Raw genomic sequence first — 23942 nt, forward strand, 5'->3', positions numbered from 1 at the left:
CAGGTGGGCGGCCGGATGGGAGACTGTTCGGGTGAACGCGTTTGGATCTTCAGCATCCGGGGCCGCCGTCCCGGTCGGCGCCGTGCGACGGCGGGCCGTGGTGGACGCGCTGCGGCGCGGTGCCGTCCCCGAGAGCGGCCTCGACCTGCTCGCCACCGGACTCGGCCGCTTCGAGCAGGCAGTCGACGAAGAGCTGGACACCGTCGCCGCTGGCGGCTCGGTGTTCAAGGCCGTGCGCGGCGAGTACGGCTCCGGCAAGACCTTCTTCACCCGCTGGCTCGGCGAGCGCGCCAAACGGCGCACCTTCGCCGTGGCCGAGGTGCAGGTGTCGGAGACCGAGACTCCTCTGCACAAGCTGGAGACGGTCTACCGGCGACTCACCGAACGCCTGACCACCGCTAGCTTCCCGCCCAGCGCCCTGCGCCCGGTCGCTGACGCCTGGTTCTACGCGCTGGAGGAGGACGCACTCGCCGACGGCGCGGGCGAGAGCGAGCTGCCGGAGGCCGTGGACAGGCTGCTCACCGCCCGCCTGGCCGAAGTGTCCCGGCAGGCCCCCGCGTTCGCCACCGCCTTGCGCGGATACAAGCAGTCTCTGGACGCCGGCGATGAGGCTACCGCCGCTGCGGTGATGTCCTGGCTCGGCGGCCAGCCGCACGTCGCCGCAGCCGCCCGGCGCAGCGCAGGCGTCCGCGGCGACCTCGACCACTTCGGCGCTTTCGGGTTCTTGCAGGGCCTGCTCACCGTGCTCCGGGACGCCGGGCACGCCGGACTTGTCCTCGTCCTGGACGAGGTGGAGACCCTGCAGCGGGTCCGCTCCGACGCCCGTGACAAGGCGCTCAACGCGCTGCGGCAGCTCATCGACGAGGTCCACTCCGGTCGCTTCCCCGGCCTGTACCTCGTCATCACCGGCACGCCCGCCTTCTACGACGGACAGCAGGGCGTGCAGCGACTCGCGCCGCTCGCCCAGCGACTCGCCACCGACTTCACCACCGACCCCCGCTTCGACAACCCTCGGGCCGTCCAGATCCGGCTGCCCGGATTCACCGAGGAATCACTGACCGGCCTGGGCGCCACCATTCGTGACCTGTACGCCGAGGGCTCCCAGTCCCCCGACCGGATCAAGCAGCTCGCCGACGACGCGTACCTCACCGACCTGGCACGGGCCGTGGGCGGGGCCCTCGGCGGAAAGGTCGGAGTAGCACCACGGCTGTACCTGAAGAAGCTGGTCGGAGATGTACTCGACCGGATCGACCAGTTCCCCGACTTCGACCCGCGCTCGCACTACAAGCTGACCGTGGGCAGCGGCGACCTCACCGCCACCGAACGGAACTTCGCCGCGCCCGCGTCGGCCGCCTCGGCGGACGACCTCGAACTCGAACTCTGACGACCCATTTTCCGAAGTCCCGAACTCTGACGACCAGCGCAGGAGTCACAGACGTGCAGGAGCAACGACGCGACACCGACCCGGTGGAACGCCTCGACGCGGTAGTCCTGCACCACATCGTCAACACGCTCGGGTGGCCCGATCTGCGCCCGCTGCAGAAGGCCGCCGTGCATCCGCTGATGGACGGCGAGGACGCGGTCCTTCTCGCGCCGACGGCGGGCGGGAAGACGGAGGCCGCCACCTTCCCGCTGTTGTCCGCCATGCGAGAGAAGCGCTGGACCGGCACCTCCGTCCTCTATCTGGCGCCGCTCAAGGCGCTCCTCAACAACCTGGTGCACCGGGTCGACAGCTACGCCCAGTGGCTGGGGCGCCGAGCCGCCCTCTGGCACGGCGACACCCCCGAGTCCGTACGCCGTCGCATCCGCATCGATTCCCCCGACTTCCTGCTCACCACACCCGAGTCCCTCGAAGCGATGCTCATCAGCGTCAAGACCGACCACGCACACATGCTGGGCCGGGTGCGTGCCGTCGTCGTCGACGAGGTGCACGCCTTCGCCGGGGACGACCGCGGCTGGCACCTGCTCGCCGTACTCGAACGCCTGGAGCGACTGGCCGGTCACCCCATCCAGCGCATCGGCCTGTCCGCCACTGTGGGCAACCCTGACGACCTGCTCACCTGGCTCCAGGGCGCGCGCCCTGCCGAACGCCTCGGCCGGGTCGTCGCCCCCGGCGTCACTCTGCCCGCCACTAACAGCACCACCAGCACTACTGAACTCCCGCGTCCCGCAGGAGAGGTAGAGCTCGACTACGTCGGATCGCTCGCCAACGCCGCCAAGGTGATCTCCGCCCTGCACCGGGGTGAGAAACGGCTCGTCTTCTGCGACTCCCGCAAGCAGGTGGAAGAACTCGGTGCGGCACTGCGCGCCCGCGACGTCACGGTGTTCCTCTCCCACGCCTCGCTCTCCACCGACGAGCGCGCACGCTCCGAGCAGGCATTCGCCGAAGCCCGCGACTGCGTCATCGTCTCCACCTCCACTCTCGAACTCGGCATCGACGTCGGTGACCTCGACCGCGTCATCCAGATCGACTCACCCAGCACCGTGGCCTCCTTCCTGCAGCGCATCGGCCGCACCGGGCGCCGCACCGGGACCTCCCGCAACTGCCTGTTCCTCGCCACCCGGCCCGACACCCTGCTCCAAGCCGCCGGCCTGCTCACCCTGTGGGCCCGCGGCTGGGTGGAACCCGTCACCCCGCCGCCCTCACCCCGCCACCTTGTCGCACAGCAACTCTTTGCCGTCACCCTGCAGGAACACCGCATCGGAGACCGTCTGTGGCCCGAGCAGTGGAACGGCCTCACACCATTCGACCGGTCCGCCGTGCCCATCCTGTCCCACCTGGTCGCAGGCGGCTTCCTCGACAGCGACGGCGGCATGCTGTTCATCGGCCCCGAGGCCGAGAAGCACTTCGGCCGCCGGCACTTCATGGAGCTGACCGCCTCCTTCACCGCACCCCCCGAATTCACCGTGCTCGCCGGACGCACCGAGATCGGCACCACCGATCCCACCGTCCTCACGGAGGAACGCCAGGGCCCGCGCCGCCTGCTCCTGGCCGGCCGCAGCTGGCAGGTCACCTTCATCGACTGGGCCCGACGCCGTGCCTTCGTGGAACCCGTTGAGGACGGTGGCATCGCCAAATGGCAGGGCAGCGAAGTCCGCGGCCTGTCGTACGTCCTCACCCGTGCCATGCGCGACGTCCTCCTCGGCACCGACCCCGACGTACGCCTCACCCGCCGCGCCACCGCCGCCCTCGCCGAACTCCGCATGGACCGCGCACCCCACGAAGTACACCCAGCAGGCACTCTGCTGGTCCACGACGCGGACGCCGCCCGCTGGTGGACCTGGGCCGGCTACCGCGCCAACGCCACCCTCGCCGCCTCCCTCGGCAACCTCGCCGACCCTGTGCAGCGCCCAACCGACACCCATGTCCGGCTCCGCCAGGACCTCTCCCCCGCCGACTGGAAGACGGCCCGTGCCGAACTCCCCGACTCCCTCACCCTGCCCACCGTCGACCCGCGAGCCGTCCGCGGCCTGAAGTTCTCGGTGGCCCTCCCTCCCCGCATCGCCACCACCACCCTCGCCGAACGCCTCGCCGACTTCGATGGCGCCCTCGCCGTGGCCCGCGAACCGGTACGGGTGGAATGGAGCGCCTGAACAACGCGCGGCCCGCCGACCCTCAGCAACAACCGCAGCCCCGTCCCTGCAAGAGTCCATCGGGGCGCCACTCCGGCCTCCAACTCCCTGCCCTCGCCATGCCGGGATGACCCACTTCGCGTCGAACTGCCGCCCGTCCGGGGTCTGTGCGGCCGATGGAACATCTGCCGCGATCCCAACTGGATGTTCACCGGCCGGGGTCAGGAACCAAGCCCTGTTCACGAGCCGTGCACGCCAGAACTCTTCCGGTTGCTCCTGCCCCTCCTCGACATTGGCGGCTTCGAGGAACACCGCACCAGGCATAACCAGCCATCGTGAGACGCTGGGGCAAAATAGCAAATAACTGCTAATTCCGGTAGATCATCGTCAGCAGTCTCTGCCAGGAGCCCGGTTCCCCTCTCAGGAGGGCTGCTCGTGGCACCAGCCGCTTCCCATGCATGGGCGCACTCCGGTTGCCACGGTCTGCAGCTAAAACCTCTACAAGATCGAGAAGTGGGATCGGCGATTACTTCCGGCCAGAAAGATGAGAATCCCTTGTGGCCTGTGTTGTTTTTGTGAAAATCAAGTCCGCGAAAGGTAGCGGCAGCGCCGGGGGCGACTGTGTGACAGAAGGCCACTGTCCTTGATTCCGAGGGGCGGGGACTCAGACCTGATCGTTTGCGTGGCACGGCCCTGATCGACGGTATCGACTGAACCCAACGCGACCCGGAGGACTGCCTGCCATCGACGGGTAGCAGGGGCGGGCGGACAACGAGGCCGATATAGCGCCTCACATAAGGAGAGTTACCCGGACCCGGCAAGACGTGAATCAGCGTAAAGACGAACTGAACAACGTATTTGATCGACCGTTCACACTCAGTGATTTGCCCCTGCGCAGGTCACACAGGCTTTATCTTGGGGAGGGCGCTGTGCTGCCTGGCCGCTCGGATCGTATCCGAATCCTGCTGTGTCTCGCTGTAGTTTGGGCTGTACTGCTGACCGGCACGGCCTCCGCGCTTCCACGCTACCGGAACTCGAACGTCACTTCCCTACCTGTCGGGCGCGAGAGACCCAAGCCAGCCCAAGCGCAAAGAGCCATGACGCTCGATCAGCGGCGTGCGCAGGTACAGCGGGAGCGATTCAAGGAACCAACCTCAGCGGCGGACCGCTCACAGCGGGGAACCGCAGCTGAAGCCGAAAAGGCGGCGGCTGCGGCCCACAATGCCGCCCGGAAGGCCGCGGGGAATGCCACTGAGCAGTCGGCTTCCGGCTCCAACCCTCCCTGGGGAGTCCCTGCTGACTTGCGCGTTGTCGGCTCTGAAGGCTCGTACAGGGCGGTGCTCGATGCGAGGCCAGGCCACAAAGGTGGTGCTCTTACCGGGCAGGTCTTCCCGGGGGAGAAAGTCGCCGTCGCAACCGTCATGCAGAACTCTGACAACAAAACGGTGAACGGCCAATGGGTCGACACTCTGCATAAAGTCAAGGTCACATGGGGCACCCGATGCGGCTCCGTGGAACATCGCTACGATTTGAACCAAGTCGTAACGACGCATTCCAGCACCTTCTCAGCCCTTAACCCAGGGACCGATGACCCTATCGTCACGCTTGACGCGCCCGTCGATCCAGATTGCACTCAAGCAGGAAATCCCGGCCTGCCCGCATTCAACGTATGGGCTACCGGAACTGTTACCGACAGCCCGGATGGAGAAAACTCCGGAAGCCTCTACGTAAACATGTACGCCGTCCAGGGAATCCCCGACGATCAGACTTACGGCTGCGCTACAGACTGCCGCTCATCCTCCACAGGATTCGCTCAGCCACAAATGACGCGCGGCTCAATAAATGCGGCAACCGGCGCCTTCGCCAACTCATTCAACGACATACTACAGAAATCTCCTGGCGGTGGGTTCGATATCACCCGTCGATACTCGTCGAATAACATGAATGCCGGGTCATTCGGACAAGGCTGGGCCGCCCCATGGGATTCATCGCTCAAGTCGGAGGACAACGGCGATGTCACCTTCACCGCCGAGAGCGGCTCGAAATATCTATACCACAAAGGCTCTGACGGGTCATTCACTGGCCCCGTCACCACACGGTCAACATTGAAGAGGCTGACCGACGGGTCGTACTCGCTGTCCACACCACAGCAGCGTACCCTTTCATTCGATTCGGACGGGCGCCTCACAGCATCCAAGAACCGATCGGGCCAAGGAATAAGATTCACCTATACAGGCCGCCATCTCACGTCGGCCACGGATTCCGCTGGAAGAACTTCCACAGCAACATACTCCGGCGATCTGCTGACTCAATTAAAACTGACCAATGGCCGACACGTCGATTACGACTACACTGACGGGCGGCTGACAACTGTTACCGCAACCGACAAGTCAAAGACTGTCTACGGCTATGACAGTCAAGGGCACCTGGATGCAGTCAAGGATGCAAACGGAAACTACCCGATCCGGAATTCCTACGACGCACAGGGTCGCGTAATCTCGCAGAAAAGTGCCGTAGGTGAAGTGACGTCCTACTCGTACAAGAGCGGCGAAACCGATACCACGACACCCGACGGGGGCGTTTGGTCCGACATCTACTCGTCAAACATCCTCACCGCCCAATACGACCCTTTCGGAAACAAGACTTCCTACAACTACGACGGTCTCGTCAATATCTCGTACGTTACTGATGCGCTGGGAAATCGAACCACATTCGGGTATGACGGTTCGGGGTATCTCACAAAGAAGACCACAGCCGGCGGTTCGACTGAGCAGTACACGTACGACGGGAACGGGAACGTCACCAAGGCCACGGATGCCGGATCCCACGCCACTGCGTATGAATACGACTCGGGGAACCTGCTGACTTCCGTCAAAGACGCTCTGGGTAACACGGCGAAGTTCACCTACACCCCCGCCGGGTTACCGGAGACCGTCACGTCACCGCTGGCCAAGGTGACGCGCTACGCCTATGACGCCGCGGGCAACCAGGTCTCGCTTACTGCTGCCGACAGCAGCAAGACCACGCGCACGTTCGACGGCTCCGGTCGCCTGCTCACGGTTACCGACCCCCGGGGTAACGCCTCCGACGCAGATCCCGCGAAATTCACGACCACCTACACATACGACGACGCGGACCGTGTAGCGTCCGTCACCAGCCCCCCGATGTCTGCCGGAAGTACAGGCGGTGTCACCCGGTACGTCTATGACGCGGTCGGGAACCTGACCTCTGTCACCGACAGCGCCGGCAATACCTCCACCTATACCTACGACGCGGCGAACAGGCTGACAGCGTTCAAAGATGCGGCCGGTAACGTCTCGACACGGTCCTACGACGCCATGGGCAACCTCTCCGCCAGCGTCGACGCCACGGGTGCCAAGACCACGTACGCCTACGACAAAGCCGGCCGCCTGCTCGCGATGACCACGCCTCGGGGCAATTCGGACGGAAGCAACGCGGCCGACTACACATGGAAATACGGCTACGACCAGGTCGGCAACCAGCTCACAGTCACCAATCCGTCAGGTGGCACGGCTGCCACCGAGTACGACGTCGAATACCGTCCCGTCACCCTCACTGACCCGCTGGGAAATTCCAGCAAGGTCAAGTACGACGCGGTCGGGAACACAGTTCAAACCACCGACGCCTCAGGGAAAATCACCGCATACACCTTTGACGCCAACAGTCGACTCACTGGGATCAAGGACCCCAACAGAAACACCGCCACCTTCGCATACGACGCTGATGGCAACCGGATCTCCCAGACGACGCCGTTGGGCTACAAGACGACCTACCGGTACGACGACAACGGCCGCCTGTCAGCAACGGTCGATCCCCGCGGCAACGTGACCGGCGCGGACCCGGCCGCCTACACCTGGAGCACCGCCTACGACACGGCGGGGAACCCGGTCAGCCAGACTGACCCGCTCGGGAACGTGACGAAGAGTTCCTACGACGCGCTGAACAACGTCGTCTCGAGCACCGACCCGCTCGGCAATCGCAAAAGCTTCGAGTACGACGCGCTGAACCGGCTGACCAAGGTGACTGGCCCAGACGGCGGGGCGACGGCGTACGACCACGACGTACTCGGCAATGTGACGACGCGCACCGATGCGAACGGGCACACGGCGACCTACACCTATGACAGGAACAGCCGTCTGATCGGCACCACAGACCCACTCAAACGGAGCGTCGCCTACACCTATGACCCCGATGGCAACCAGACCTCCGTCCGCAACGCGCGGGGCATTACGACGACGGCCTCCTACAACTCCCGTGGTCTGCTCAGCGGCCTGGCCTACTCGGACGCCACCCCCAAGGTCACGTACACCTACGACGCCGCCGACCACATCACCAACGTCAGCGACGGAACCGGGTCGCGCACCCTCACCTACACCCCTGTCGGACGCCTTGCTGCTGTGACCCCCGACAGTGGCAAGGGTGGGTTCACCTACGACTACGACGACGCAGGGCGTCTCAAGAGCAAGGTGACCGTGCCTACCGGCGCCGCAGCTGGCACACGGGTCACTTACAAGTACGACGCCGACGGACGCCAGACCGCTCAGGCCAACCCGGGCGGCACCACCAACTATGACTACGACGCGGCTGGCAACCTGACCAGCACCACGCTCCCCACCGGCAACGGGCATGTGGAGAAGCGCAGCTACGACGCGGCCGGCCGCCTGACCGCCATCGGCAGCACCAAGGCCGGAGCAACCCTCGCGAACTGGCAGCTCGCCCTGAACGCCACCGGGCAGCCCACCCGCATCGACGCCACCCGGGCAGGCCAGGCCGACACCTCGCAGTACTACACCTACGACCCGGCGGGCCGACTCCTGACGGAGTGCCTCGCCTCGGCAAGAGCCGAGACATGTCCCAAGCCCGGCCCCGATATCGCCTACACCTACGACAAGGCCGGAAACCGGACCACCCAGACGGTCGGCAGCGCCAGCACCACCTACACCTACGACTCCGCCGACCAGCTCACCAGCGCCGCCGCCGGATCAGGCACCCGTACCTTCGCCTACGACGCCGACGGCAACCAGACCGGCATCGGCCCTGACACCGCCGCCTACGATGCCGCCAACCGCCTGACCACCCTCAAAGAAGCAGGCGGCAACACCTTCGCCTTCACCTACGACGCCGACGGCAACCGCACCACCGCCTCCAAAGCCGGAACCCTGCAACGCACCACTCAGTGGGACATCAACAGCCCCCTGCCCCAGGTCGCCACCGAGACCAACGGCTCCGGAGGCGTGATCGGCAACTACGCCTACAACCCAGTCGGCCAGATCGAGTCGACACTCCAAGGCACAGCCGCCTTCTACTACCACCACGACGGCCTGGGATCGGTCACCGAGCTCACCGACGGCAAGGGCACCAACCAGTACCGCTACCGCTACGACGGCTTCGGCAACCTGACCGCGGACAAGCTCACCAGCAACCCGCCCAGCAACCCCTTCACCTACACCGGCCAGTACAAGGAACCCACCTCCAGCACGCTCGGATACAACCTGCGTGCCCGCTCCTACGCACCCGACCAGGGACGGTTCCTCAGCCGCGACCCAGTCTCCCGCAGCCAGTCCGAACCCTACGTGGCGGACTACGCATACGCCGACAACCAGCCCACCAGTCAGACCGACCCGTCCGGCCGCTGCCCCACATGCGTCTCCGCCGGCATAGGTGCCGCCTTCGGCGCCCTGATCGAAGGTGGCAGCTACACCTGGAAACACCGCAACGACGGCCAGTTCTCCCTCGGCGGCCTCGCCAAGACCAGCGGCAAGGGAGCCCTCACCGGAGGAATCGCCGGCCTGCTCATGCCCGGCACCGGCAACCTCGCCGCCCGCACCCTCGGCCTCACCGGAGCCCGCGGCATCGCCACGTCCGGCGCGGTCAACGCCGCACTCGGCGCCGGATACTCATGGGCGCTCAACACAACCGCCTGCCGACCTGCCGACCCATGGGACCTCATCCTCGGAGCGGCAGGAGGCGGAAGCAGCAGCCTTCTCGGCCCCGCATCCCGCTGGCTCAAGGGACTCTTCGGCAGCAACGGCGAGCGCGCGAATGTCGGCTACCGAGCCCTGCGTCCCGGAGAGAGCCCGAAAGGGATCAGCCGACCAGGATCGAACCCGGATGTAGAGCCCTGGCAGCACGTCATGGAGGCCAACAACTCCCCTTGGATCTCCCTGACAAGAGACCCAGAGGTCATGTACAACCGTTACGGGGAAGGCGGTCCGAGGCCGGGGGCAGGCAGTGACGGATACGTTGCCGTCGACTTGAACAGCGTAGATTCAGAAATGGCGGACGTAGCACAGCATCTTCACGTCCCTGACCACATCAAGGCACTGGGACTGGACTTGGGCGAGACAGCATTTCGGGACAGAGAGCTTCTCGTGAAGTTCGAAATCCAGCACGGGAGTATTCTGAAGTACTGGAAGCCGGGAACCAGCCTGGAGAAAATCCTCAGGGACATCAGACGAGGACTGTAGGCGGGAAAGGGTGTCGATGAGCGTGTGGCGACGAACGCAGCGCAAGAAGCAGCAGGAAGCAGCCTGGCAGGTAAAGCATGGAGCTGCGCTCGTCGGTACCCTCTTCCTCCTGGAGATTGACCAGCCATGGTTCAGGTGCCGGTTTGAACCATCCGGCGAGTGGGACTCGCTCAGCACGCTGTTCGAGGCCCAAGAAGAAGCCAGAGCCATGAACTTTCCCGAGGATATGGTGTGGTCCATCGCTGCAGTTCGGGATCTTGACCTCGAACTGCACCCGGTGGATGGCGGAGAAGTCATTAGACCAGTGATGATCTATATCGGAAAGGAACAGTCGAGCTTCCGGTACTGACCAGCTCGTACTGTCCCAGTCCGTTGGCTACGACCCGGCACTGGCTGCGCATGCCGCCTGGGCTGAGGGCAGCTGACCGTCGGCCAGGCCGGCGCTCGGCACCACTGCGGACCAACGGGCAGAGACAGCCATGGCGAGGAGCTGGCTCTGCTGGCGGGCCAAGCGACCTGTTCCTGTATGCAAGAACGGGATGTCAGTGGTGTCCCCCATGATGGGCAATCATGAGGAACGCGATCATCAGCGACTGCGTCTTGGCCGGGGCGATATATATCGGGCTGCGCATGCCCTTCATCGGCCCGCAGTGGTACGCGCGGAACCGCCAACCCCAAGGGACTCTGCTCAAGCTGCCTCTCCTACGACGCTGGGCAGAGTCACCAGCCCCCGCCCGCATTGCGCGAGCACGGGTCCTCCTGGCCAGGCCCGGCAATGCGCCTTCTGGAGACCTGGAGGCGAGCTGGGGCCGTCTCGAAACATTGGTGCGGACACGCGAGTTCGCAACGACATGCGTCGTCATGTCCTGGATGCCGCCTGGGCTCCTGGCGCTCGCGGCCTGGTTCACCCTGCTCATCGGCGATCCTCCAGGGGCACACTGGACCACCACCGTCGGTATCTGGCTCGTGACCGCGGCCGCCATCGGCTTCGGCACCTACGACTGGCGTCGCTACGAGGAATCCGAGCCCACCCAGCACACCGTGCACCTCGCTCTTTACGCGCTGGATGCCTGTCACGGCCCCGCTCCCGATTTTGCCGGCGGTCAGGACCCCGACGTGATCGCTCCGGCAATTGAAGCGTTCTGCGCCGCGCTAGCTCGTCAGGCCGAGTACGTGCCCAAGACGAGCGACCCCGAACTACGCAATCAGGCACGCACGGATGCGGAACTGGTCATCAAGAATGTCCAAGCAGCGAAGATCAGGTTTTTGCGCAACGACGCAACCGCACTGAATGAGCTCTCCCGTATCTTGGCGTCCGTGGTCACTCATGCGGTGAAGGCTCCCTCATCTCCGCCTGACATGCGCGTTGCAGATGAGGCCCTGCTTTCTTCAGATCCCGGTTGGAACGGCCCCATTCCACGGCCTGCCTTCGCGGTGAGGACCGTCGCCTCCTATGCGCTGTTCACTGCTTATCTGACGGCTATCGCCCTCCTGGTCAACTGGGTGGACTTCCCCGAACCCGTCTCGGCCATTCTGATACCCGTCCTCGCGCTCCCCGGGCTCAAGGCCCTGCAGAGGCACCGCAGCCCCACCGCGAACACAGCGCCCGACGGAGCGCCGACAGCCAGCACAACTGACAGCGCAGGGCCCTCGTGACAACCACGGCCAGCGGGACGTCTTCCCCAACTACGGGCAGTCAAGGCACCCGCTGGCCCACGTCCCCACTCGCCATGGCGACCGGCCCGCCGACGGCTTCCCTGCCTGAGCAGCTCGCTCAAGACGATCAGCTCCTCCTCGTAATAGCACACCACCGGTTGGGCTTGATTCATCACGGCCAGGCGTCGGGCCCTCTGGTACGGCTGCGTCGAAGCAGCGATGTCAGAGCCTCGTGACACGATCACCGGAGTTGCACAGCATGCGTTGCCCTGGCCGGGGCTACACATCTGACATCCCGAGGGGGAATTGTGACCGCCGACCCTGTTTACCTGCTCAACGGAGGCGTCTCGCGCATGGAGCACACACCCTATGAAAGCGAGGCAGAGCTCCAGGATCTGATAGCCGACCATCCACAGGTCCTGGCCTGTGGCCCTCTCATAGACTCCCCCAGCCTGGTCCTTGTGCGGAGGGAGATGCCCACGCCCCTCAGCGAGGAGAGTCCCAGGGGTTTGAGCCTTGACCACCTCTTCGTCGACGTGGACGCACTGCCTACCCTCGTCGAGGTCAAGCGGGCCAACGACACCCGCATACGTCGCGAAGTCGTAGGGCAGATGCTCGACTATGCCGCCAACGGAGCTCGGTACTGGACCGAACAAACACTCCGCGACAACTTCGAGCACACTTGGCGATCCCGTGGCCTCGAACCAGAGCAAGCGTATGAGGATCTCCTGCCCGGGCGCGACCCGGACATCTTCTGGCGAGAAGTACGCCAGAACCTCCAGAGAGGGAACATGCGCCTGCTGTTCGTCGCGGACCACATTCCGGATGAACTACGCGCCATCGTTGAATTCCTGAGCGGCGCATTGAAGACCACCAGCGTCGCAGCTATCGCCCTGCCCCGATTCCGCAGCCCGGGCAGTCTCACGATGCTCTCCCCACGCGCTTATGGAGCCGTATCCGACACCGTTGTTCGCCGTCCCGCAATCAGGCGCGGCAAAGAGCCGGACATCTTCTGGAGCGCGTTGGAACAACACGGCGGCCCCGAGCAGCTTCAGGTCGTACGAGACCTCATCAGCACCTGGGAAAGCCGAGGTGGTGCCCCCTGGTACACCACCACCGAGAACGGCTCCGCCACATGCACCCTCCGCGCACCCTACGCCGATGGCAACAGCTACGTCTGGCTGGCATGGATCGCCGTCTATCCGAACCATCGGATCCGAACCAAGGTCGTGTTCGATTTTTCTACCCCCGCACAAGAGAAGCTCTTCCGCGACGAAGCCCTGCGTGACGAGCTGTTGGCTCGCATGAGTTCAGTGGCAGGAATCCCTTTGACCACAGGCCGCCGCCCGAGCTTCCCTCTGGAGAGACTGCTGGACGAAGTCACTCGCGAAGAGTTCCGGCAAACCGCGTCCTGGTTCCGAGAGCAAGTTCGGTCGAAGAACCCTCCGTTGGACACCGTGCCCTCAGCGATGGCAGAGGCCGCTGAGTCCTCGACGCCCGAGTAGCAGCAGCTCAGCCGGGTTCGTGCGAGGGCGTGTTCCCAGTCGCGCGTTCGCAATCAACAACGGGGCAGCAGTCCTGCGTACTCGGGCATTCCAGCGGATCATCAGGACTGACACCACGAGCACCAGCACAGTCAAGTGCGCTTCCAGGAGAGCCTGGAAGGTACCTCTCTGCCAAAATCTCGCGTTGCACAACCAGGCCACAGAGCGCAGCAGCGGCGCCTCCGCGTATAGCGTTGATTTCCCGGTTCACCAAACCGGCTCCCAGCCGGATCATGGGCTATCCACCGCCAGCCCCTGTCCCTCCGGCTGAAAGGACATGTCACGCCGCTCCCTCAACTTCAGACACCCGAATCTCCTCGGGCACCTCGCTTCTCCCCGCTGCGACGGACCTCATGTTGCCGGTGAGCCTGGCCCTACGCAGCCTCGTAGCTCAGCCGGAACAGATCGCCGGCGCGCTGCAGATCCGCCTCGGATCGCAGGCGCACTTCCAGCGCCCCCGTGCCGTGGTGGCCGATCTCCCGTACGTCCCGGGTGAAGCCGGGGACGAGGTCGACCGTGTCCGGGTCCGCCTTGAGGTAGACGACGACCTCGCGCTGCTGCGTGCGGCCGACGCAGGCGAAGTTCTTCAGCCGCCGGTAGGCGAGGTACTGCTTGCGCTCCACCTGTGTCACGTCATCGCCGAGCGACACCAAGACGTCGTCCAGGGCCGATCGCAGCTCGTCCAGTGGTTCGTCGGCGGCACAGGGCTGCGCGATCGTCGTGGCGGCGCGTTCTCGCTTGCGCACGGTGCGCCGCTCCTTGGCCGACGGCGTTACGGAGACGACCGTCTCCAGGGCGAGCAGCTCGTGGCCGAAGTAGCGGTAGCGGACGAGGTCGATGTTGCGCTGGATCTCGCGGACGGCGTGGACGTCGTACCGGGTGAAGCTCTCCGCGACGCAGATCAGCCTTGGCGCGCTCCACAGCACCTGATCCGCCGCCGCTGCCCCGAGGTGTTCGCGGACCAGGAGCTGGAACTCGGCCCGGTGGTCGGTCAGCCAGGAAAGGTAGAAAAGGCCCTGCGGGACTACACCTGCGCTCTGGCCGCGCTTGTATTCCACGATCACGGGCGAACCGTTCTCGTCCAGGCCCAGCGAGTCGATCCGTCCGCCGTGCAGCGGTCCAGTGCTGTACTCGCTCGCAAGGAAGCGCACGCCCAACAGCGCCTCCATGTTCCTCTCGACCAGCTCCTGCAGATGCCACTCACGCACCGCCGCGGCCGATACCACCTCTGCCGCGCCACCACCCGCGATGTTGAACAACCTCAGACTCGACACCCGTCCCCCTTGCCCTCGCAGGTCACAACGATCCGCGAGGACAGGATTGTTTCCGGAGGCGTGAGCGCACGTCAAAGGACTTCGGGAACAGCGTCGTGCACCCTGGGCAGGCCCTTCGCCCTGCCCAACACAACCGCCCGCCAACCGGACTCAAAGCCCAGTCGACGGGCGGTTTTGTGCCCTCTGGCTACCCTCCCGACGAGCGTCACACGAGCGTCAGGAGAGCGTCACGAGCGTCATTTCAGCGTCAGAATTTCGCCCCTACCGCCCATAGCGCACATAATGCACGCCAGGTAAAACCGCAGGTCAGAGGCCCTTTGCGGCAGGCTTAAGGATCGCGACGCACTCGACGTGATGGGTCATCGGGAAGCGGCAGATGGAAAACATGTGGAAAGAAACCGCAGGTCAGGAGCCTGCTGCGCGAGCATCGCACTGACCGGCAGTGTGCATTACGTGCGGCGTGGGCGCTACGGACACCTGCGCGACGCTCCCCTGTGCAAGGGGGCGTTCCGCCGACCTTCCGTGGGTCATATCGCCGACCGTACTGGCGGGGTCCACGTCAGAGCGGGAGGTCGTCAGGGAGGACCCGGAATGCCTTGTAGCGGCCGAGCGGGCGTACCGCGCGGAAGTCCCGGCGGTCGAGGGTGAGGATGGCATCGGTGTCGAAGTCCGCGGCCAGCGCAACGTTCACTGCGTCCGCCAGGTCGAGGTCCAGGCCCGAGTAGCGGGCGCGGACGGACTGCGCGACCCCCAGGTGGTCCTCCGTGATCTCCGGTACCGAGATACGCCCCCGGCGCATCCAGTGTCGAATGTCGTCGACCGCACTGACCGCGGCCTCGCGGCCGAGTTCACGGGTGGCGACATGGTCGATCTCCGCGAGCAACAGCGGCGACAGGACGAGCAATCCCGCCACCATGATCGCCTCGTTCGCCGCCTGATGCTCGGGGTGCGTGGAGTCGAGCGCGGCCAGCAGGCCGGACGTGTCGGCCACAACGATGATCACGCAGCGGTCCCCGTCTCCCGCTGAACCGCATCCGCGACCGCGTCACGGACCTCGGCCTTGGAGGGAGTGCGCCCCGAACCCTCGAAGGTCCGGGAGAACAGCGGCTCGTCCCAGACCCGGTTGGCCATGGCAGCGAGGTGAATACCCTGCCGGATGATCTCGGCCTCACTGATGCCACGACGCTTGGCCGCTTCCTTGATGATCGCGAGATCTTCCGGATCGGCGTAGACGTTGGTTCGCTTCATCGACATGTACCAAGATTAACCCATGTACCAAGCTGATGTATATCGGCGTCGGCTGGCGCGCTCTTGGCACGGCTGGCCCCGACCATTCACCGTGGCGACGCTGTCCTCCGCCACCCGGCCCGCATCCTGCTCTGCTCTGCCATGCTTCCAGGCATGCCGAAGAGTCGTGGCCGCCGCAAGCCGGGCAGTGCCAGGAAGCCCGTACGCCGTTCACCGCGCCCCCTGCGGCTGTCGGACCGTGCCTTGCGGGAGGCCCGAACGCTATGCCTGGGAGACAAGGACATCCTCGCCGTGGAGGCGTGGGCAAGCGGGCTCCTGGGAGAGGCGTGGCTGACCGCAGGGATGACGGAGCGCGAGCCGGAGCACACGCTATGTCTTGAGGTGGTGCGACGGGCCTCGACGACACCGTCCCCGCACGGCCTCGCCGCCGTGGGCGCCCTGGAGCGGGTCGGCCCGCCCGGCAGCCGCTCCCTGCTCCACGGGACGGTGGAGATCCTCGCCGACTCCCAGCCGCTGCCCGCCTGGCACGGAGCCGCACCGCACCGCCCGGTGCGAGCCTGGTGCGCGGAGGACGTATGGGACAGCGAGCGGGTGCTGTTCATCGAGTACGACGGTCCGGTCCCACACACGCTGATGGCGCAGATCGGCGAGGTCGGCGGCACGCTGGTCGACAAGCTGGCGCTGCTGGCTCCGGAGGCCGTCACCGCCTGGGAGGAGGCACGGGAGACGGGCGAGGTACCGATGCCGTTGGCCGGACAGAACGTCGACGATGTCCTCGCGGATCTCGCCGCGGCCCTGCGTCTGACGGACATGACCTGGCCCCGCCAGGACGACGAGGACGTCGTCGCCCTGCGGTCGCTGGCCTGGGCGCGCTGCCGAGACCGCCTGCCGGACCGGCCCGGGCAGCAGCCGCTGGAGGAGGCTGAACGGGCCCGTTTGCTGAACGTGTTCACAGCTTCCCGCACCGGCGCAGCGAAAGAGGTCGGCACCGTCCGGTCTCTGGGCGAGCTGTTCCTTGACTACGGGGAGAACTGCCTGAGTCGCGGGCCACTGTGCTGGAGTCCCGGCCAGGTCGCCGTCTTCCTGAAGGACTGGCTGCCGCGCAAGGCCGTACTCGATCAGGAGCACCGCGCATTCCTGCCCGACGCCTTGAAGCAATGGGTGACTTTCGCGCTCACCGAACGCGGCGTCGAGGCGCCGTGGATCGCTCCCGTCGTCTCCGCGGTCGACACCCATGTGCCCGCCTTCCGCGCGGTCTTCGACGACGAGGCGGCATGGGGCCCGGCCAAGCAGTTCTCCGCCGCCCTCGCCGCACGGGGCGTCGACCTCACCGACCACGATGCCGTCGACGCCGCCGTGCGCGCCCTCAACGCCGAACGGCTCGCCCGGCAGCTCACGGGCCGACCACGGCCGTCCAGCTCCTGACACATGTCGCAGCCAGGGGCGCACGCACCCCAAGGAACGCCTCCCGGCAGCGACAGAACCCGAAAGAGCAGGCAAGAAGAAGTGGAGCAGTAGGAAGAAGTGGAAAAAGGCGACTCCCCCATGGTTCTCCCTAAAATCGACATGCTGGTGGCACGGAGCGGGGATCTCAAGAGCGAGCTGGTGGCCTTCGCGCAGAGTCCGTACTTCGCGAGGCGGCTGGATGCCCGGCTCGACGAGGCAGCGGACCGGCTCGGCTTCCTCGATGAGGCGACCGTCATCGAGACGATCGACCACTTCGCGCTGCAATACCGATTGGCGAACGGCTCCACGGTGGTCGAGCGGTTCGTGGCCCAGCGCCGGCCGCCGCTGCCGGAGGACGAGCGTGCGATGCTGCTCGGCTGGCGCGACGTGGTCGAGGGGATCTTCGAGGTACAGAGCCTCGACCCCAACGCCGCCACACTGCACAACCTCCTCGACGATCTCGTCTACCGGGTCCACTCCAACATGGGGCGGCGCGCCCTGGGCAAGCTCCGTAAGGGGATGTTCGTCGCCGCCCGCATCGTGCCCGTCCACCCCGACACCGACGCCTGGCTGGTCAGCGGCAATCTCGCCACCTACCGGCCGAGCGATGGTAAGAAGTTGGCGCAGGCCGCCGTCCAGACTCTCACCGCCAATCCACAACTGCTGCGCCGCAACCCCGAGATGCTGCGCAAGGGCTGGGAGATGCAGGCTGAGGCCCGCGCCGACTTCATCGAGTTGTTCGGCACCGATCTGCTCATCCTGGACCCCGGCGAAACACAGGACCGACTGCGGGAGTACCACCGCCACCGGCAGGACAAAGCCCTCGCCGAACTCAAGGGCAAGGCCGCCGCGGAGGCGAGGAGCGGCGTCCCCTCCCTCGACGAACTCAGCGCCCTGCCCGAAGAACTCCTCGACGCGGACACCATCGCCGTCATCTGTGACGAGACCGAAGGCATCTGCTACTACGCCGACTTCGGTCGGCTCGACGCGCTGTTCGCCGATCCGTCCCTGGTCCGCGACCGAACTTACCTGGCGCAGTTGCGGGAGTACCTGAACGACGGCTCCGTCTCTCCCATGGCCATCCGCCGCCTGATCCAGCGGCATCCCGAGAACGCCGACGCCGTCTTCCGCGCACTCCTACGCAAGCCCGCGTTCAGCTGGGAGCGGGACGGGGAGGAGCTGCTGCGCCGCCGCAAGAAGAGCCACTACGACCACGAGCCCCTGCCCAGCGTCACCCCGGTCGGCGCCCGCCTGGCCCAACTCCTGCGCGCACAGAGGCGGCACGGGCGATGAGACTCACCACCGCGGAACTCGACGCCATGGTCGAGGAAGCGACCGTCGACGCGTACGAACAGTTCGCCGCACCGCCGTGGCCGATACCACCTCTGCCGCGCCACCACCCGCGACATTGAACAACCTCAGACTCGACACCCGTCCCCCTTGCCCTCGCGGGTCACAACGATCCGCGAGGACAGGATCGTTTCCGGAGGCGTGAGCGCACGTCAAAGGACTTCGGGAACAGCGTCGTGCACCCTGTGCAGGCCCTTCGCCCTGCCCGACACAACCGCCCGCCGACCGGACTCGAAGCCCAGTCGACGGGCGGTTTTGTGCCCTCTGGCCACCCTCCCGACGAGCGTCACACGAGCGTCAGGAGAGCGTCACGAGCGTCATTTCAGCGTCAGAATTTCGCCCCTAACGCCCATAGCGCACATCATGCACACCAGGTAAAACCGCAGGTCAGACGCGGTTTCCCGTGGGCTTGAGGATCGCGACGCACTCAACGTGATGGGTCATCGGGAACAGGTCGAACGCCCGCAGCGTCACCGGCTTGTACCCCTCCTCCGCGAAGTACTTCAGATCCCGCGCCAGCGCCGCCGGGTCGCACGCCACGTACGCGATGCGCCGTGCCCCCAGCGAGGCGAGGTGACGCACGGTCTGCTTGCCCGCGCCCGCCCGCGGCGGGTCCAGGACGATGATGTCGGCTTCCTTGATGCCCGTGCGCGGGAGGACCGATTCGACCTTGCCCTGTTCGATGCGGACGCGGTCCAGGTCCTGGAGGTTGTGGCGGGCGTCCTCGACGGCGCGCTTGCCGGATTCGATGCCGAGGACGGCGCCCTTGTCGCCCACGCGCTCACCGAGGGCGCCGGCGAAGAGGCCGACGCCGCAGTAGAGGTCGAGGGCCATGTCGCCCTTGCGGGGCATGAGGCCCTGCATGACGGCCTTGACGAGGGTGTCGGCGGCCTTGGGGTGGACCTGCCAGAAGCCGCCTTCGCCCACGCGGTAGGTGCGGTCGTCCGCGCGCTCGCGGACGAAGGGGCGGCCGTGGACGCGGTGGATCTGCTTGTCCTTCTCGCCGATCCGCAGCACCGACACCGGCTTGTCGAGTTCGACGATCGGCAGGCGGCCGCCCGGCTTCGGAGTCAGGATCACCTGGCGGTCCGCGGAACCGGAGGCGGCGATCGCCTCGACCGTGGCGATCTGCGGCCACTCGCGCTTCTCGATGCCCAGCTCGGAGACGCCGGGCGCGGCGATCATGCAGTGATCGATCGGCTGGACCTCGTGCGAGCGGTGCTTGCGCAGGCCCGCGTGGCCCTCGGCGTCGATCGCGTACTGGACGCGGGTGCGCCAGGCCGGGACCTCGCCCGCGGGGAGCTTGTCGCCCTCGGCCGGGACGACCGTGCCGTCCCAGCCGGCCTCCTCGGGCGTCAGGCCGGCCAGGCGCTGGAGCTGCTCGGCGACGACCTCGCCCTTGAGGCGGCGCTGGGCGCCCGGCTTGGCGTGCTGCCAGTCGCAGCCGCCGCACTTGCCGGGGCCGGAGAACGGGCAGGGCGCCTCGACGCGATCCTTGGACGGCTGGAGGATCTCCACCGCGTCGGCGCGCAGGAAGCGGGAGGTCGACTCGCCCTCGGTGACGCGGGCGATCACACGCTCACCGGGGAGGGTGTGGCGGACGAAGAGCACCCGGCCGGAGTCCGTACGGGCCACGCAGTGGCCTCCGTGGGCGACCGGGCCGACCTCGACCTCGTACTCGTGGCCGACCAGCGAGACGTCCGATACGCCGGTTGCTCCGGTCTCGTGCTGCATGCTGGTCGGCTCCAAAACATAAGGCGGCGGCGGGAACGCCACCGAACGACAACAAACGTTCAGTTTACGTCCCGCCGCCGCCTGCTCACGCCGCCTGCTTCCTCGTGGCGGCCTTACTTCTTGGTGGCGGCCTTTTCCTTCTTCGGCTGCGGGGCCGGGCCACGGCGGACCGAGCCCGGGGCGCTCCACTCGGCCCGCTTGCGGGCCCTCCGCTTGGCCGCCTCCGAGGAGTCGAGCTGCCAGGGCACGCTCGTCACCATCACGCCGGGCGTGAAGAGCAGGCGGCCCTTCAGGCGCAGGGCGCTCTGGTTGTGGAGCAGGTGCTCGTACCAGTGGCCGACCACGTACTCCGGGATGTAGACGCTGACCGCGTCGCGCGGGCTCTCCTTGCGGAGGCTCTTGACGTAGTCGATGACGGGCCGGGTGATCTCGCGGTACGGCGAGTCGAGGACCTTCAGCGGGACGTCGATCGAGCGGCGGTGCCACTCCTCCCGCAGCGCCTTGGTCTCGGCCGCGTCGACGCTGATGCTGAGGGCTTCCAGGGTGTCGGAGCGCATCAGCTTGGCGTAGTTGAGGGCGCGCAGGGTCGGCTTGTGGACCTTGGAGACCAGGACGATGGAGTGCACCCGGGAGGGGCGCACGGCCTCGTCGCCCGGCTCCTCGCTGATGGCGATCTCCTCGGCGACCCGGTCGTAGTGCTTCCGGATGGCCGTCATCGTGGCGTAGAAGATCACCATGCCGAGCAGGGCGACCCAGGCGCCGTGGGTGAACTTCGTCAGCAGGACGACGACGAGCACCAGGCCGGTGAGGAAGGCGCCGAAGGTGTTGATGGCCCGGGAGCGCATCATGTGGCGGCGCTTGGCCGGGTCGGTCTCGGTGCGCAGGTGGCGGTTCCAGTGCCGCACCATGCCGGTCTGGCTGAGGGTGAACGACACGAAGACGCCCACGATGTACAGCTGGATCAGCTTGGTGGAGTCCGCGCCGTAGATGTAGGTGAGGACGGCGGCGGCACCCGCCAGCAGCACGATGCCGTTGGAGAAGGCGAGCCGGTCGCCGCGCGTGTGCAGCTGGCGCGGCAGGTAGCGGTCCTGCGCGAGGATCGAGCCCAGCAGCGGGAAGCCGTTGTACGCGGTGTTCGCCGCCAGGAAGAGCACGAGGGCGGTGGCGGCGGCCAGCACGATGAAGAGGAACGAGCCGTTGCCGAAGACCGCCTCGGCGACCTGCGAGATCACCGGGTTCTGGGTGTAGCCGGAACCGACGGGCGTGCCGTTGTTCAGCAGCTCGGTCGCCGGGTTCTCGGCCATGCGGACCTTGGTGGCCAGGGCCAGGCCGATGATGCCGCAGAACATGGTGACGGCCAGGCCGCCCATGAGGGCGAGGGTGGCGGCCGCGTTCTTGCTCTTGGGCTTGCGGAAGGCGGGGACGCCGTTGCTGATGGCCTCGACGCCGGTGAGCGCGGCGCAGCCGGAGGAGAAGGCGCGCAGCAGCAGGAAGACGAGGGCGAACCCGGCGAGTCCCTGGTGCTCGGCGTTGATCGTGTAGTCCGCGGTGGGGGCCTTCATCGTGTCGCCCGCGACGAGGCCGCGGTAGGCACCCCAGGCGATCATCACGAAGACGCCGCCGACGAAGACATAGGTCGGGATGGCGAAGAGCTTGCCGGACTCCTTGACCCCGCGCAGGTTCATCAGCGTGAGCAGGACGATCACGGCGATGGCGCAGGCCGTCTTGTGCTCGACGACGAAGGGGATCGCGGAGCCGAGGTTCTCGATGCCGGAGGCGATGGAGACCGCGACGGTCAGGACGTAGTCGACGAGCAGGGCGCTGGCGACGGTGAGGCCCGCCTTCGGCCCGAGGTTGACGTTGGCGACCTCGTAGTCGCCGCCGCCGCTGGGGTAGGCGTGCACGTTCTGGCGGTACGAGGCGACCACCGTGAACATCAGCACGACGACCGCCACGGCGATCCAGGGGCTGAAGTGGTAGGCGGACACACCTGCCACGGACAGGACGAGCAGCACTTCGCCCGGCGCGTACGCCACGGAGGAGAGCGGGTCGGAAGCGAAGACGGGGAGCGCGATGCGTTTGGGGAGAAGGGTCTCGCCCAGCTTGTTGCTGTGCAGCGCCCGGCCGATGAGGATCCGTTTCGGCAGGTCGGTCAATTTGGACACGCAGAGGATCGTAAGGGTTCGTTCTCCTGTGCGCCCACCCGCCACCCACCGGGAGTCGATCCTTCGTACGGTACGTGATCGCTCCCGGCAGGTAAAGGGCTGTTCAAGTGGCGGCCCTCACGGGCGCAGCCGAACAGGCAGCGAGCGGTGGCCGTTGGAGATGAAGGACTCCACCGGACGGAGTTCTTCCGGGGCGCTCGCCAGCGACATCGCGGGGAAACGGGCGAAGAGGGCGGGCAGCGCGACGGCCGCCTCCAGCTTCGCCAGGGGCGCGCCGAGGCAGTAGTGGACGCCGTGGCCGAAGGCGAGGTGCTCCTTGGTGGCACGCATCACAGCGAAGTGGTCCGCGTCGGCGCCGTGCACCTCCGGGTCGCGGCCCGTGGCGGCGTACGCGGCCAGGATGGCGTCGCCCTTGCGCAGCACCACTCCCCCGTCCAGCTCGATGTCCTCGGCGGCGTAGCGCAGCGGCAGGTTGGCGACGGGCGACTGCACGCGCAGCGCCTCCTCGACCACGTCGTCCCAGTCGGCCAGGCCGTCCCGCACCAGGGCCAGCTGGCCGGGGTTGGCGAGAAGGAGATGAATCGCGTTGTCGAGGAGGTTGACCGTGGTCTCGTGGCCCGCGCTGATCACCAGCAGCAGGGTGTCGATCAGCTCCTGCTCGCTCAGCCGGGAGCCGTCCTCCTCGCGCGCGGAGATCAGGACGCTGGTCATGTCGTCGCCGGGGCGGGCCCGCTTCTCCTCGACGAGGGCGCCGAGGATCTCGTAGGTGCGGGCGTAGGTGGCGGTGACCTCGTCGGGGTCGGCGGAGGTGTGGAAGATGCTGTCGACGCAGGTGCGCAGCCCCTCGCGCAGGTCCTCGTCGGTGAGGCCGAAGAGCTCGCAGATCACCTGGATCGGGATGGGGTAGGCGAATTCCTCGCGGAGGTCGACGGGCTCGCCGGCCGGGCGGGCGGCGAGTCCGTCGAGGAGGTCCGCGGTGATCTGTTCGATGCGGGGGCGCAGGTCGGCGGTGCGGCGGGCGGTGAACGCCCTGGAGACGAGGGCGCGCAGCCGCCGGTGGTCGTCGCCGTAGGCGGTGAACATGTTCTGCACGGCGACCCAGGTGAACAGGGGCCATTCCGGGGAGATCTCACCGTTGATCCACGCGGGCCAGTGGCGGCGCGGGTCCTTGGAGACGCGGGGGTCGGTGAGCAGCCTCTTCAGCAGGGGCTGGGACGTCACTGCCCACGCCACCACTCCGCCAGGAAGCTCCACGGGCGTCGCGGCGCCCCGGGACCGGATCCGGGCTGCCTCGGCGTGGATGTCGCTGCCGGTGGGGTCGATGGCGAAGGGACGGAGGGTGCTGGTCTGGCTGTCCATCTGCTGTCTCCGGGGGGCTCGGGCGACGGGTGCGGGGACGACGGGTGCTGCGTCGGCACGTACTGGGACGACAGGTGCGGGGACGACAGGTGCGGGGACGACAGG

At 66.6% G+C, this 23942-nt stretch carries 16 protein-coding genes; 9 read left to right on the plus strand and 7 right to left on the minus strand.

Going from position 1 to position 23942, the window contains the following annotated elements; translation table 11 throughout:
• Nucleotides 1-31 precede the first annotated feature (31 nt).
• The 4 genes from brxD to K6I34_RS01515 all read left to right on the plus strand — a co-directional run bounded on the left by brxD (nt 32) and on the right by K6I34_RS01515 (nt 10410).
• Complete coding sequence (gene brxD / locus K6I34_RS01500) at nt 32-1384, plus strand: BREX system ATP-binding protein BrxD (protein WP_229322139.1); 1353 nt, start codon at nt 32-34, stop codon at nt 1382-1384.
• Nucleotides 1385-1437: 53 nt separating this feature from the next.
• Nucleotides 1438-3594 carry a DEAD/DEAH box helicase gene (locus K6I34_RS01505; protein WP_229322140.1) on the plus strand — a complete coding sequence of 719 codons (2157 nt, stop codon included), beginning with the start codon at nt 1438-1440 and terminating at the stop codon, nt 3592-3594.
• Between the two features lie 1076 nt (nt 3595-4670).
• Nucleotides 4671-10061 (plus strand): RHS repeat-associated core domain-containing protein, encoded by a 5391-nt coding sequence (locus K6I34_RS01510; protein WP_229322141.1) that lies wholly within the window; start codon nt 4671-4673, stop codon nt 10059-10061.
• Between the two features lie 10 nt (nt 10062-10071).
• Complete coding sequence (locus K6I34_RS01515) at nt 10072-10410, plus strand: hypothetical protein (protein ID WP_229322142.1); 339 nt, start codon at nt 10072-10074, stop codon at nt 10408-10410.
• Between the two features lie 193 nt (nt 10411-10603).
• Here K6I34_RS01515 and K6I34_RS01520 read toward each other — a convergent pair whose 3' ends face one another.
• Nucleotides 10604-10753: a hypothetical protein gene (locus K6I34_RS01520; RefSeq protein ID WP_229322143.1), complete on the minus strand. Its 150-nt coding sequence runs from the start codon at nt 10751-10753 to the stop codon at nt 10604-10606.
• A gap of 169 nt (nt 10754-10922) precedes the next feature.
• Between K6I34_RS01520 and K6I34_RS01525 the strand changes: the two genes are divergently transcribed.
• The gene (locus K6I34_RS01525; RefSeq protein ID WP_229322144.1) at nt 10923-11717 is read left to right on the plus strand and encodes a hypothetical protein; all 795 of its coding nucleotides are present in this window, start codon (nt 10923-10925) and stop codon (nt 11715-11717) included.
• A 509-nt stretch (nt 11718-12226) separates the two neighbouring features.
• On the plus strand, nt 12227-13222 hold the full coding sequence (locus tag K6I34_RS01530) for a hypothetical protein (protein ID WP_229322145.1): 996 nt from the start codon (nt 12227-12229) through the stop codon (nt 13220-13222).
• 413 nt (nt 13223-13635) lie between these two features.
• Here the strand turns inward: K6I34_RS01530 and K6I34_RS01535 are convergent, their stop codons facing one another.
• The 3 genes from K6I34_RS01535 to K6I34_RS01545 all read right to left on the minus strand — a co-directional run bounded on the left by K6I34_RS01535 (nt 13636) and on the right by K6I34_RS01545 (nt 15789).
• Nucleotides 13636-14535, minus strand: a complete 900-nt coding sequence (locus K6I34_RS01535) for a DUF5655 domain-containing protein (protein WP_229322146.1) — start codon at nt 14533-14535, stop codon at nt 13636-13638.
• A gap of 559 nt (nt 14536-15094) precedes the next feature.
• Nucleotides 15095-15538: a PIN domain-containing protein gene (locus K6I34_RS01540; protein WP_229322147.1), complete on the minus strand. Its 444-nt coding sequence runs from the start codon at nt 15536-15538 to the stop codon at nt 15095-15097.
• A complete protein-coding gene (locus K6I34_RS01545; protein ID WP_229322148.1) occupies nt 15535-15789 on the minus strand; it encodes a CopG family transcriptional regulator in 255 nt (84 codons plus the stop codon). The genes K6I34_RS01540 and K6I34_RS01545 overlap by 4 nt, the downstream gene beginning before the upstream one ends.
• Nucleotides 15790-15936: 147 nt before the next feature.
• Here K6I34_RS01545 and K6I34_RS01550 point away from each other — a divergent pair, with 147 nt between their 5' ends.
• The 3 genes from K6I34_RS01550 to K6I34_RS38160 all read left to right on the plus strand — a co-directional run bounded on the left by K6I34_RS01550 (nt 15937) and on the right by K6I34_RS38160 (nt 18641).
• Nucleotides 15937-17208 (plus strand): hypothetical protein, encoded by a 1272-nt coding sequence (locus K6I34_RS01550; protein ID WP_229322149.1) that lies wholly within the window; start codon nt 15937-15939, stop codon nt 17206-17208.
• 120 nt (nt 17209-17328) lie between these two features.
• Nucleotides 17329-18522, plus strand: a complete 1194-nt coding sequence (locus tag K6I34_RS01555) for a hypothetical protein (protein WP_229322150.1) — start codon at nt 17329-17331, stop codon at nt 18520-18522.
• Entirely contained in the window at nt 18519-18641 is a 123-nt protein-coding gene (locus K6I34_RS38160; protein ID WP_275126947.1) for a hypothetical protein, read from the plus strand. The genes K6I34_RS01555 and K6I34_RS38160 overlap by 4 nt, the downstream gene beginning before the upstream one ends.
• Before the next feature lie 325 nt (nt 18642-18966).
• Here the strand turns inward: K6I34_RS38160 and K6I34_RS01560 are convergent, their stop codons facing one another.
• The 3 genes from K6I34_RS01560 to K6I34_RS01570 all read right to left on the minus strand — a co-directional run bounded on the left by K6I34_RS01560 (nt 18967) and on the right by K6I34_RS01570 (nt 23837).
• Nucleotides 18967-20313, minus strand: a complete 1347-nt coding sequence (locus K6I34_RS01560) for a class I SAM-dependent RNA methyltransferase (RefSeq protein ID WP_229322151.1) — start codon at nt 20311-20313, stop codon at nt 18967-18969.
• Nucleotides 20314-20426: 113 nt separating this feature from the next.
• On the minus strand, nt 20427-22478 hold the full coding sequence (locus tag K6I34_RS01565; protein WP_229322152.1) for an APC family permease: 2052 nt from the start codon (nt 22476-22478) through the stop codon (nt 20427-20429).
• Between the two features lie 117 nt (nt 22479-22595).
• Nucleotides 22596-23837, minus strand: a complete 1242-nt coding sequence (locus tag K6I34_RS01570) for a cytochrome P450 (protein WP_229322153.1) — start codon at nt 23835-23837, stop codon at nt 22596-22598.
• Nucleotides 23838-23942 lie beyond the last annotated feature (105 nt).

The organism is Streptomyces sp. UNOC14_S4 (assembly GCF_020740835.1).
Classification (GTDB): domain Bacteria; phylum Actinomycetota; class Actinomycetes; order Streptomycetales; family Streptomycetaceae; genus Streptomyces.